Raw genomic sequence first — 12,141 nt, forward strand, 5'->3', positions numbered from 1 at the left:
CGCTCGCGACCGATCTATCCGTCGAGCCCGTCGTGAACTCGTGTTTCCGCTCGACGAAGGACATCTCGGAGCGGGACACCCGTCGCTTCCGCGACGGCGGCCGCGTCGTCGTACTCGGCGCTCACGTCGTACACCTCCCCGTCGGCGGTGGACGCGACCTTCACCGACACCTCGTACGCGTCGCCGTCGACGGTGAGCGTCGCCGTTTCGAAGTCGCGCTCGGCGATCCAGCGATGGGTCGCGCCCGACTGTCGCACCCCGAGGGTCCCCGTCTCGCGAGCGAGTCGCTCGGCGACCGCCTCGGCGTCCGCTGGCTTGCAGATCACCGTCACGAGGTGGCCGGGACGCGACTTCTTCATCGTGGTTGGGACGACGGTCACGTCGCGCGCGCCGGCGCGCTTGAGCGTTTCTTGGAGTCCCCCGAGCACCTCTGGCGCCGCGTCGTCGAGGTTCGTTTCGAGGACCGCGACGTCGTCGTGAACGAGTCCGTGGCTATGGCCGTGTACATCGCTTCGCCGGGCGTCAGCGGCCGCCGTACCCCCGTCTCCCACGAGTACTCGGAGCACGTTGGGGTGGCTCTCGAAGGTCGCGTCGCCGGCGCCGTAGCCGGACGCCTCGACGTCGATCTGCGGGATTGCGTCGACGCCCTCCGCGACCGCGGCGAGGATCGCCGCGCCGGTCGGCGTCAGCAGTTCGCGATTCATCGGCCCGCCCGTGAGCGCGAACCCCGCTTCGGTCGCGATCTCCGTCGTCGCGGGCGCTGGAACGGGGTAGACACCGTGGCTCATCTCGACCTCGCCGCCGCCGCTGGCGACGGGAGTGGTCACCACCCGCTCAGGGCTCAGATCGTCGAGGAGCAGCGCCGCGCCGACCACGTCCGCGATGGCGTCGTCAGCGCCGACCTCGTGAAAGTGGGTCGCGTCGAGGTCGGTGCCGTGGACCGACGCCTCGGCCCGGCCCAACCGCTCGAACGCGTCGAGCGCGACGGATTCGACGGACGACGGGAGTCCCATCGATTCGACGAGCGCGACCACTTCGAGGTAGCTGCGGTGGACGCCTGCACCCTCGGCGTGGTCGTGGTCGTCGTCCGCGTGTTCGTCGTCGTCGTCCGCGTGTTCGTCGTTGTGGCCGTGGCCGTGGTCGTGGCTATGGTCGTGGCTGTGGTCGTCCTCGTGGCCATGGTCGTGGCCCCCGCCGTGGCCGTGACCGTGGTCGTGGGAATGGCCGCGGTCGTGCTCGAACGACTCCGAAGCCGCTTCGTCGTCGAGGAGGACGTCGACCGTGGTCGCGCGGATTCCGTTCTTCGTCGTCTCGCCGACCTCATACCGAACCGGTAGATGCGCTTCCACCGGCGCGAGCACGGCGGGATCGGCGCCGGCGGCGATCAGCGCGGCGCAGATCATGTCGCCGGCGGCGCCGGTCCGACCGTCGAAAACGAGCGTTCGCATGGGTTACCCGAGGCGACTGCCGAACAAATACTCCCGGATCGAACGGGTCCGGAGGACGGCGGCGATTCACAGGAACGAATCCGGGCTCAGGTCCCACGGCAGGAAGCGGACCGCCTCCAGCGCGCCACTGGCGACGGCGACGAGGAGGCACATGTAAATCGCGTTGCCGACCGCGGAGAGGGCGACGAACCGCGATCGAGGGTACCCGTTCAGCCCGGCGACGATCGTCATCAACCCTCGGAACCCGGGCGTCGCGTTGCTCATCCAGATCGCGTGGCCGCCGAACCGATCGAACTGCCGGTTGATGACGCCCATTCGCCGTTCCCCGATCCGCCCCTCCACCGCTGCCGGGAGCCGGTCGAGATACGGAATCGATCGGTAGATCCGGCCGTGCTCGCGGTCCTCGTCGAACCCCTGATATAAGAGGAGCTGACCGGCCGTCGCCGAGGCGAGACAACAGGCAGCGACGAGGGCGGTGATCGATAGCGTCGGCTCCCAGACGAAGACGTACAAGATGAACAAAATCGACGGATGGAGCAGCTTCCCCACCAACAGCCCCTCGAAGAAGTACGCGACGATCAAAAGGGACGGGCCCACGGCGAGAAGCAGCGTTCCGAGCGTCGTATCGAGTGCCATTCGTGTCAGTCGTCGCCAGCGACGAACAGGTACAGTTCGCCGATAACGAGTAGTGCGATCACCGCGGAGGGGACTGCGACGAGCCCCGCGATGTCGAGGGCGTACAATTCGAGTCCGAGGAGCGCGCTCGCGACGAGAAAGGCGAGCCGAGCGAGGAGCGACCGCATCGGAGCCGAAAGCGAGCCGAGCATGGCGTCTCGTTCGCGCGCATAACGTATAAACTGTGGACGATGACGGCGCGATCGGAACGACGGCGAAAACGCACGCTTACGACGGGGTTTTAACGCAGTGCGCCATATCGTGTCATATGATGACACGGATCTGCGCGGACGACGGGTTCACCGGGACGCGTGGCGGCGTCTGGCGGGGCAACAAGCTTATTCCCGAACCGGGAGGAGTTACGGACAACCCCCGCGAGGAACTATGAACGAAGTCCAACTCGAAGTGGCGAAAGCGTACCCGAACGACTCGGGTCGCGGTATCGCCCGACTCGATCCCGACACGCTGTTGCATCTCAAGCTCTCGCCCGGCGACATTATCGAAATCGAGGGCGCAGAGACGACCGCCGCGAAGGTCTGGCGCGCCGACCGCCAGGACTGGAACACGGACACGGTCCGCGTCGACGGGTTCACCCGGCAGAACGCCGACGTGGGCATCGGCGAACGCGTCACCATCCGAAAAGCAGAGGCCGAAAAGGCCGAGAAGCTCGTCCTCGCTCCGCCGGAAGAGGCGTCGGTTCAGTTCGGATCCGACGCCGCTGGCATGGTGAAACGGCAGATTCTCAAGCGGCCGGTCGTCGAGCGCGACATCGTCCCCGTGATGAGTTCGACGAACCATCCGTTCATGCGCTCACCCGGTCAGGCGATCCCGCTCATCGCGGTCGAGACGGAGCCGGAGGGCGTCTGTCTGATCACTGAGGACACCGACGTCGAGCTCCGCGAAGAGCCGATCTCCGGCTTCGAGAAGACCGGCGGCGGGATCACCTACGAGGACATCGGCGGGCTCCAAGGGGAGATCCAGCGAGTGCGCGAGATGGTCGAGCTCCCGATGAAGCACCCGCAGATCTTCTCGAAACTCGGGATCGAGCCGCCGCAGGGCGTCCTGTTGCACGGCCCGCCGGGCACCGGGAAGACCCTCTTAGCCAAGGCCGTCGCCAACGAGACGTCGGCCTCGTTCTTCTCGATCGCCGGTCCCGAGATCATCTCGAAGTACTACGGCGAGTCCGAACAGCAGCTCCGAGAGATCTTCGAGGACGCCAAAGAGGAGTCGCCCTCCATCATCTTCATCGACGAGCTCGACTCCATCGCGCCCAAACGCGAGGACGTCACGGGCGAGGTCGAGCGCCGGGTCGTCGCCCAGCTGTTGACGATGATGGACGGATTGGAGACGCGCGGACAGGTGATCGTCATCGGCGCGACGAACCGCGTCGACAGCGTCGATCCGGCGCTCCGCCGCCCCGGCCGGTTCGACCGCGAGATCGAGATCGGCGTCCCCGACGAGGTGGGTCGCAAGGAGATCCTCCAGATTCACACCCGCGGGATGCCGCTGTCCGACGACGTAAGCTTAGACCACCTCGCCGACGAGACGCACGGGTTCGTCGGCGCGGACATCGAGAGCCTCACCAAGGAGGCGGCGATGAAGGCGCTCCGCCGCTACCTCCCCGAGATCGACCTCGACGAGGAGGAGGTTCCCCCGAGCCTCATCGACCGGATGATCGTCAAGCGCGACGACTTCTCCGGCGCGTTGAACGAGGTGGAGCCGTCGGCGATGCGCGAGGTACTCGTCGAGCTCCCGAAGATCTCGTGGGACGACGTCGGCGGACTCAGCGAGGCCAAACAGCAGGTGCAGGAATCCGTCGAGTGGCCGCTCAGCTCGCCGGAGAAGTTCGACCGGATGGGCGTCGACGCGCCGAAAGGCGTGCTGTTGTACGGCCCGCCCGGCACCGGCAAAACGCTGATGGCGAAGGCCGTCGCCAACGAGACGAACGCGAACTTCATCTCGGTCAGAGGGCCACAGCTGCTCTCGAAGTGGGTCGGCGAGTCGGAGAAGGCGATCCGGCAGACCTTCCGGAAGGCCCGGCAGGTGAGCCCGACGATCATCTTCTTCGACGAGCTCGACAGCCTCGCGCCCTCTCGCGGACAGGAGATGGGGAACAACGTCTCCGAGCGCGTCGTCAACCAACTGCTCACCGAACTCGACGGTCTCGAAGAGATGGGCGACGTGATGGTCATCGGCGCGACGAACCGACCGGACATGATCGATCCGGCGCTGCTCCGCTCCGGGCGGTTCGATCGGCTCGTGATGATCGGTCAGCCGGACCAGGAGGGACGCGAGCAGATCCTCGAGATCCACACGGAGAACACGCCGCTCGCTCCCGACGTGAGCCTGCGCGAGATCGCGGAGATCACCGACGGCTACGTCGGATCGGACCTCGAAGGGATCGCTCGCGAGGCCGCGATCGAGGCGCTGCGCGCCGACGACGGCGCGGAGGAAGTCGAGATGAAGCACTTCCGGGCCGCGTTGGAGTCGGTGCGGCCGACGATCAACGAGGACATCCTCGCGTACTACGAGGAGGTCGAACAGCAGTTCAAGGGCGGCGGGAGAGAGTCGCTCCGCGACACCAGCGGCCGGATCGGGTTTCAATAGGGCCTCGGCCGGTCGCCGCGTCGATATTGGGGACGGCCGTCGATCGAGCGATTCCGGCGACGTTTTTTCACTGCTCTCCCCGTAGTCGACAGTGACCATGACTGAAGAGGTCACCGTCGATGTGGAGGTCGAAGTAGAGGTCGACACCGACGAACTGGAGATCGAGCGCGACGACGCAGAACTGATCGAGGCGACCTACCAGGCGAGCGGCGTCGAGATCGAAGTCGAAGCCGAAGTAGACATTCGCGGTACGGAAGTGGACGGGGATGATGAGAGCGTAGAAGACGACGGCGACGAGGCGAGCGGGGATGACAGGGAGACCGCGGATGACGAGGACGACGGCGACGAGGCGAGCGGGGATGACAGGGAGACCGCGGATGACGAGGACGACGGCGACGACGAGAGCGGCTACGAGGACTACGAATAACGGTGACAGCGCTCGTGTACCCGACAGCGGTCGCCTTCCGCTCCTTTTAACCTCGACAGCGTCTAAGCGGAACTATGTCCCAGCCGCGCGTCCCCGGCGGCGATGAAAACACGCTGGAGTTGCCGTGCGGAGAGACGATCGGTCCCGGCGAGTTGGACCTCGGTATGCGCGAATTCGCGTGCGACTGCGGCGAGACGCACGCCGTCGTAATGGACGTGCATCCCCCGGAGCGATTCCTCCCGGACTTTTTGGTCGAGGTGCTCCGTGAGGCCATCGAGACGACGAGCGAGGAGATGCCGGAGTTCGACACGCCGCATCTCCTCGGCGTCGTCTTAGAGGAGTTTCCGGAGGCCGTCGTCGCGCACGACGCCAGCAAGAACGCCGACGTCGGCTACGCGATGGTGTGGGTGACCGACTTCGACTCGCGGCGGCTCCACGAGATCGTCGTCGAGCTCGTCGTCGAACTGATGGAGCACGCCGTGAGCCACGCCGCCGACGACGACGCGCTCTCGACGTTCGAATCGGAGATGGTACAGTTCGACGTGAGCGAGTTCGTCGATCAGTATCGCGCCGAGCGCGACCTCGAGGCAGAGGACCCGTACGCGTGACCGTAGCTCTGAGTTAAACGCGCCAAAACGCAGTCTCACGCCCTGTGTCTGACATTTGTCCGACTCGTGTCTCACTGAACCCTATATGTTCGGCCGTCGTACGTAAGACGCATGAACGCCGGTGAATACAACCGGTACGAGCGGATTCGCAGCGTGCTCGCCGAGGCCGACGAGCCACTGACGGCGCGAGAGATACTCGCGCTCGCGGGCGAGTGCAAAGACCTCGACAGCCCGCACCGCATCGCGACCGTCCTCGGCCGGTGGGCGGAACGCGGCGACGTTGAGGTCATCGCCGAGCGGCCGTATCGGTACCGGCTTGAGACCTAATCGGAGACTTGAGACCTAATCGGGGGGAACTCGGCGGCGCGCGATAGCGCTGCCGTGGGAGCGCGGCTGGCATGCGTGTACTCCGTAGCGAGGCGTTTCCCGATCGCATGCCCTCGTGTTATCGATCTTCGAGGGAGTGATCGCTATCACGGACGCTCAGAGCGGTCCGTCAGGTCGAGACGGTTCGATATCGGTCTGGACCACTTGGTAGGTATGTGTCCACATACCTTGCGAAAATCGCAAACTCGCTGCGAGATTCGTATTCTATCGTCGACCTTATTACGATGAGCGTACTCAGTGGCGATAATGAGCGAGGACCGGACCATTCTACTGATCGGGAGCGGCCCGATCCAGATCGGACAGGCGGCCGAGTTTGACTACTCCGGCGCGCAGGCGTGTCGCGCACTACAGGAGGAAGGCGCTCGGGTCGTCTTGGTTAACTCGAACCCCGCGACGATCATGACCGACCCGGAGACCGCCGACCGGGTCTACATCGAGCCGATCACGCCGGAGGCCATCGCGGAGGTCATCAAAATCGAAGAGCCGGACGGCGTCATCGCCGGGCTCGGCGGCCAGACGGGACTGAACGTCACCGCCGAGCTCGCCGAGGAGGGGATCTTGGAGGAGCACGACGTCGAGATAATGGGGACGCCGCTCGACACCATCTACGCGACGGAGGACCGCGACCTGTTCCGTCAGCGGATGGAGGCGCTCGGCGAGCCCGTCCCGAAATCGACGACTATCTCACTCGACGAGGGCGAGTCGGTCACCGACTTCGACGAGGGAGCGCTGCGCGAGCGCGTCAGCGACGCGGTCGACGATGTCGGGGGGCTTCCGGTCATCGCCCGGACCACCTACACGCTCGGCGGCTCCGGCTCCGGCGTCGTCGACGAGTTCGAGGAGCTCGTCGAGCGCGTCCGCAAGGGGCTCCGGCTCTCGCGGAACAGCGAGGTCCTGATCACGGAGTCCATCGCGGGCTGGGTCGAGTTGGAATACGAGGTGATGCGGGACGCCGACGACTCCTGTATCATCATCTGCAACATGGAGAACATCGACCCGATGGGGATCCACACCGGCGAGTCGACGGTCGTCACCCCCTCGCAGGTTATCCCTGACGACGGGCACCAGGAGATGCGCAACGCCGCGCTCGGCGTGATTCGCGATCTCGGCATCCAGGGCGGCTGTAACATCCAGTTCGCGTGGCGCGACGACGGGACTCCCGGCGGCGAATACCGCGTGGTGGAAGTGAACCCGCGCGTGTCGCGCTCGTCGGCGCTCGCCTCGAAGGCGACCGGCTACCCGATCGCCCGCGTCACCGCGAAGGTCGCGCTCGGCAAACGCCTCCACGAGATCGACAACGAGATCACCGGCGAGACGACAGCCGCCTTCGAGCCCGCCATCGACTACGTGGTGACGAAGGTTCCCCGCTGGCCCATCGACAAGTTCGACGACGTCGACTTCGAGCTCGGCACGGCGATGAAGTCCACCGGCGAGGCGATGGCGATCGGCCGGAACTTCGAGGAGAGCCTCCTGAAATCGCTTCGCTCCTCCGAGTACAATCCGGCGGTCGACTGGGTGGACATCGACGACGACACGCTCGAACGCGACTACCTCGAAACGCCCACGCCCGATCGTCCGTACGCGATCTTCGAGGCGTTCGACCGCGGCTACACCCTCGACAGTGTCGAGTCGCTGACGGGAATCGAACCGTGGTACCTCGAACGGTTCAAGCGGGTCAGCGACTCGGCACAGGCCGCCCAAGACGGCGAGTTCGCCCCGGCGGCGACCGCGGGTCACACCAACACCGAGATCGCGGCGCTCGCCGGTGGCGGCGTCGACGTCGACGCGGTCGAGGAGGACGTCCCCGGACGGACGTACAAGCAGGTCGACACCTGCGCCGGCGAGTTCGCCGCGCAGACCCCCTACTACTACTCCGCCCGGCAGTCGGAGTTCAACCGCGGACCCCTGAAAGGCGACGCCGCCGCGGGCGAGCTCGTCGTCGACAAGAGCGTCGACAGCGTGGTCGTCGTCGGCGGCGGACCGATCCGGATCGGACAGGGCGTCGAGTTCGACTACTGCTCGGTTCACGCGGTACAGGCGCTCCGCGAACTCGGAATCGAGGCGCACGTCGTCAACAACAACCCCGAGACGGTCTCGACGGACTACGACACCTCCGACGGGCTGTTCTTCGACCCGATCTCCGCCGAGGAGGTCGCCGACGTGGCCGAGGCGACCGGGGCCGACGGCGTGATGGTCCAGTTCGGCGGGCAGACCTCGGTGAATATCGGCGAGCCGCTCAAGGCGGAAATCGACCGCCGCGGCCTCGACTGCTCGATCTTGGGGACGAGCGTCGAGGCGATGGACCTGGCCGAAGACCGCGACCGGTTCAACCTCTTGATGGACGAGATGGGAATCGCACAGCCGGAGGGCGGCACCGCGACGAGCCGCAAGGAAGCGCTCGATCTCGCCCACCAAATCGGGTACCCGGTCCTCGTCCGCCCCTCCTACGTGCTCGGCGGTCGCGCGATGCGCGTGGTCGAGGACGACGCGGAGTTGGAACACTACATCGAGGAGGCGGTCCGCGTCTCGCCCGATAAGCCGATCCTCATCGACCAGTTCCTCGACGACGCGGTCGAACTGGACGTGGACGCCGTGGCCGATAGAGAGGACGTGCTGATCGGCGGCGTCATGGAACACGTCGAGAGCGCGGGCGTCCACTCCGGTGACTCCGCCTGCATGATCCCGCCGCGGTCGCTCGACGACGAGACGCTGGGACGCGTCCGTGAGGTCACCGAGAACATCGCTCGCGCACTCGATACGGTCGGCCTCCTCAACGTCCAACTCGCGGTGACGGGCGTCCACGACGACGACGTCGAGCCGGAGGTGTACGTGCTTGAGGCGAACCCGCGCTCCTCGCGGACCGTTCCGTTCGTCTCGAAGGCGACGGGGGTTCCCATCGCGAAGCTCGCCGCGAAGGTGATGACGGACGACCTCTCGCTCGCGGACCTCGGTGTCGACGAGCAGATTCCGGAACACCGCAGCGTGAAGGAGGTCGTGCTTCCGTTCGACCGGCTTCCGGGCTCGGACCCGCGGCTCGGCCCGGAAATGAAATCGACCGGCGAGGTGATGGGTACGGCGACCTCGTTCGGCAAGGCGTACGATAAGGCACAGGACTCGACGGGCAAGCCGATTCCCGAGTCCGGAACGGCCGTCGTCGACCTCTCCGCCGAAGAGTTCCCGGATCCGGACACCGAGGCGGGCGAAGCGCTCGTCGAGGGCTACGCCGAGCACTTCGAACTGTCGACGGCGACGGACCTCGTCGAGGCGGCGCGCCGCGGCGAGATCGACCTCATCGTCTCGCGTCAGCGCAAGTTGCTGGAGGTCGCCGTCGAAGAGGAGATCACCTACTTCTCGACGCACGCCTCCGCGAAGGCGGCGCTCGAAGCGATCGCGCACGCCGGTGACGACCTCGACGTGATGGCGGTCTCGGACCGCCCGAAGCGCGTCGAGAAGTGGGGCGCAGCGGAGTAGACGGCAGCGAGACGTCGGGACCGCGGTCGACGCCCCGAACCTAGACGTTCGCGAACGGCTCCCACCCTTCCCAGCGCAGCAGCGTCTCGGCGCGGTCGGCGTCCGCCAACAACACGTTCCGACGGTCCGGAAGCGTTTCGTCCGCAATTTTGTGGGGGATCGCGAGCGTGCCGCTCGGGACATCGTCGTCACCGCCGACCGGGATGTGGCCGCCGCCGACCTTCATGACGAGCGGGGCGTCGAGTCGCTCGACTCCCTCGCCGTCCGCGTACAGCTGTTCGTTGACGTGTTCGTGGTCGACCCGCTGGATGACGGCCCGTTCGCCGTCATGGGGTTCCACGTACAGTTCCCCCAGGTAGTAGCCGCTCGAAAATCGCTCGAACATTCTATGCATGAGATCCTCTGACACGGCCGTATATAAGTGTTACTCGGATACCACTCTCGAACCTCGACGGAAGTCGGCAGAAACCGGTTCCGCACCGCTACGTCGAGCGATCTACGCTTCGTCGCCGCGTCGTGCGACCTCGTGGCGGCCGAAGCCGTACCGCAGCCGGTTCGCGAGACGCCGCGAGAAGCGGCCCTCGTTCCGCGAGTCGAACCGCTCCGCGAGCGCCTGATAAATGATCGGCACCGGAACCTCCTGTTCGAGCGCCTCCTCGACGGTCCACGTTCCCGTCGAACCGCCCGCGATGTGATCGGCGACGTCGCCGAGATCGGACCCTTCCTCGCGGAACGCCTCCTCGCACAGTTCGAGGAGCCACGACCGGATCACGGCGCCGTTGTTCCACGTCCGCGCGACGCTCTCCATGTCGAGGTCGTACCGACCCTCGGTGAGCAGTTCGAATCCCTCGCCGTACGCCTGCATCAGCGCGTACTCGACGCCGTTGTGGACCATCTTCACGTAGTGGCCCGACCCGGACGCCCCCATGCGGTCGTGACCGTCGGGGCCGGTCGCCACGGCGTCGAAGACGGGGACCATCGCCTCGTAGGCCCACGCCGGGCCGCCGATCATCAGCGAGAAACCCTCCTCGGCGCTCGCCGGGCCGCCCGACGTTCCGCAGTCGAGGTACGCGGCGTCGGTCCCCTCGGCGCGCCGCACGGATTCGTGAAACTGCGAGTTGCCGCCGTCGACGACCACGTCGTCGCCGTCGAGGTGCGGTTCGAGATCCGCGAGCGTGGCGTCCACCGGCTCGCCGGCGGGAACCATGAGCCAGATCCGTTTGCCCGATTCGCCGGCGTCGTCCAACCGATCGCACAGATCCGCGACGGAGTCCGCAGGCTCCGCGCCGTTCTCCGCCGCGGTCGCCGTCGCCTCCGCCGAGAGGTCGAACGCGACCACGTCGTGGCCCGCGTCCGTCGACCGATTCGCGACGATCTGTCCCATCCGTCCGAGTCCGATGACGCCGAGTTGCATGCGCGAGGGGTGGCGACGGTTCGCCGTAGTGGTTCCGGTTCTGGCATCGACCGGACCGACCGTACCGTGGTGGGTCATCTCCGCGCGAACAGCGGCGCTAGACGCCGCCGCCGATCACGATGATCTCGCCAGCAACGAGGACGGACAGCGCCCGCCAGACCCCTCGATATAAATACCGAGACGACACCATGACCGGCATGGTACCCGGAACGCCCGCTCGCCGAATCGGCTTTTTCGACCGGATCAAAACGGGGTGGACGCTGACGAAGGACAGCGCGAACGTCATCCGCGACAATCCCGAACTGGTGCTCTTTCCCCTGCTTGCCGGACTTGCGAGCGCCGCCTTTCTGATCGTCTTTTTCGTCCCGATGTTGATCGCGAATCTGGTGGGTAGCGGACTGGAGTACGTCGCGCTGTTCGTCTGGTACTTCGCGACGACGTTCCTCAGCACCTACGCCGCCGCCGGGCTCGTGCACGCGACCAACGAGGCGTTCCACGGCCGCGACCCGAGCGTTCGTGAGAGTCTCGCCGCCGTCAGCGATCGGGTCGGTCCGATCGTCGCGTGGTCGCTTATTTCCGCGACGGTGAGCGTCGTGCTCAAGGCCATCGAAGACGCCGACAACCCGATCGCTCGACTCCTCGGTGCGCTCTTCGCGGTCGGCTGGGCGATCATGACGTTCTTCATCGTCCCCGTGATCGTCTTCGAGGACGTCTCCGTCACCTCGATGTTCTCGCGGAGCACCGACACCTTCCGAAACACGTGGGGCGAAACGCTCGGTGCGGGCTTCGGAATCACGCTCGTCGTCGGCCTGTTCGGGATCGTTCTCGCCGTCGCGGCGCTCGCGGTGTCGCTGCCGCTCGCTGCGTTCTTCCCCGCCGCGGGCGGGATCCTCGCGGTGGTGCTTCTCGCCGTCGCGCTCGCGACCACCTACCTCCTCAGCCAGACGATCTGGGGCGTCGCGAAGACCGCGCTGTACGTGTACGCGGCCGAGGGCCGGGCACCCTCGCAGTTCGAGAACTTCGAGTTCGAGACGCTCGGCGGACGGACCGAGAAACGGGCGTCTCCCGGAAACGCAGGGACGCGGGATACGCTTTAAAAAGAAG

At 66.2% G+C, this 12,141-nt stretch carries 11 protein-coding genes; 6 read left to right on the top strand and 5 right to left on the bottom strand.

What is annotated here, in order from left to right; translation table 11 throughout:
- Positions 1-14: 14 nt before the first annotated feature.
- The 3 genes from larC to ACNSN4_RS15310 form a co-directional block, all read right to left on the bottom strand.
- Complete coding sequence (larC, locus tag ACNSN4_RS15300) at positions 15-1,448, bottom strand: nickel pincer cofactor biosynthesis protein LarC (RefSeq protein ID WP_418286705.1); 1,434 nt, start codon at positions 1,446-1,448, stop codon at positions 15-17.
- Between the two features lie 66 nt (positions 1,449-1,514).
- Complete coding sequence (locus ACNSN4_RS15305; protein WP_418286706.1) at positions 1,515-2,084, bottom strand: DedA family protein; 570 nt, start codon at positions 2,082-2,084, stop codon at positions 1,515-1,517.
- A 5-nt stretch (positions 2,085-2,089) separates the two neighbouring features.
- Complete coding sequence (locus ACNSN4_RS15310) at positions 2,090-2,275, bottom strand: hypothetical protein (protein ID WP_418286707.1); 186 nt, start codon at positions 2,273-2,275, stop codon at positions 2,090-2,092.
- A 232-nt stretch (positions 2,276-2,507) separates the two neighbouring features.
- On the opposite strand from ACNSN4_RS15310, the gene ACNSN4_RS15315 reads away from it, so the two are divergent.
- The 5 genes from ACNSN4_RS15315 (at position 2,508) to carB (ending at position 9,623) form a co-directional block, all read left to right on the top strand.
- Positions 2,508-4,730: a CDC48 family AAA ATPase gene (locus tag ACNSN4_RS15315; protein WP_418286708.1), complete on the top strand. Its 2,223-nt coding sequence runs from the start codon at positions 2,508-2,510 to the stop codon at positions 4,728-4,730.
- A gap of 97 nt (positions 4,731-4,827) precedes the next feature.
- Positions 4,828-5,157: a hypothetical protein gene (locus ACNSN4_RS15320; RefSeq protein ID WP_418286709.1), complete on the top strand. Its 330-nt coding sequence runs from the start codon at positions 4,828-4,830 to the stop codon at positions 5,155-5,157.
- 74 nt (positions 5,158-5,231) lie between these two features.
- Positions 5,232-5,765: a DUF5815 family protein gene (locus ACNSN4_RS15325; RefSeq protein ID WP_418286710.1), complete on the top strand. Its 534-nt coding sequence runs from the start codon at positions 5,232-5,234 to the stop codon at positions 5,763-5,765.
- A 111-nt stretch (positions 5,766-5,876) separates the two neighbouring features.
- Positions 5,877-6,092 carry a hypothetical protein gene (locus ACNSN4_RS15330; protein WP_418286711.1) on the top strand — a complete coding sequence of 72 codons (216 nt, stop codon included), beginning with the start codon at positions 5,877-5,879 and terminating at the stop codon, positions 6,090-6,092.
- 306 nt (positions 6,093-6,398) lie between these two features.
- Complete coding sequence (gene carB, locus ACNSN4_RS15335) at positions 6,399-9,623, top strand: carbamoyl-phosphate synthase large subunit (protein ID WP_418286712.1); 3,225 nt, start codon at positions 6,399-6,401, stop codon at positions 9,621-9,623.
- 40 nt (positions 9,624-9,663) lie between these two features.
- Here carB and ACNSN4_RS15340 read toward each other — a convergent pair whose 3' ends face one another.
- Together ACNSN4_RS15340 and ACNSN4_RS15345 are read right to left on the bottom strand one after the other, a co-directional pair.
- On the bottom strand, positions 9,664-10,008 hold the full coding sequence (locus ACNSN4_RS15340) for a DUF5802 family protein (protein WP_418286839.1): 345 nt from the start codon (positions 10,006-10,008) through the stop codon (positions 9,664-9,666).
- Positions 10,009-10,119: 111 nt separating this feature from the next.
- Complete coding sequence (locus ACNSN4_RS15345; RefSeq protein ID WP_418286713.1) at positions 10,120-11,115, bottom strand: NADP-dependent phosphogluconate dehydrogenase; 996 nt, start codon at positions 11,113-11,115, stop codon at positions 10,120-10,122.
- Between the two features lie 119 nt (positions 11,116-11,234).
- On the opposite strand from ACNSN4_RS15345, the gene ACNSN4_RS15350 reads away from it, so the two are divergent.
- Positions 11,235-12,134: a DUF6159 family protein gene (locus tag ACNSN4_RS15350; RefSeq protein ID WP_418286714.1), complete on the top strand. Its 900-nt coding sequence runs from the start codon at positions 11,235-11,237 to the stop codon at positions 12,132-12,134.
- Positions 12,135-12,141 lie beyond the last annotated feature (7 nt).

The organism is Halorubrum marinum (assembly GCF_048381195.1).
Classification (GTDB): domain Archaea; phylum Halobacteriota; class Halobacteria; order Halobacteriales; family Haloferacaceae; genus Halorubrum.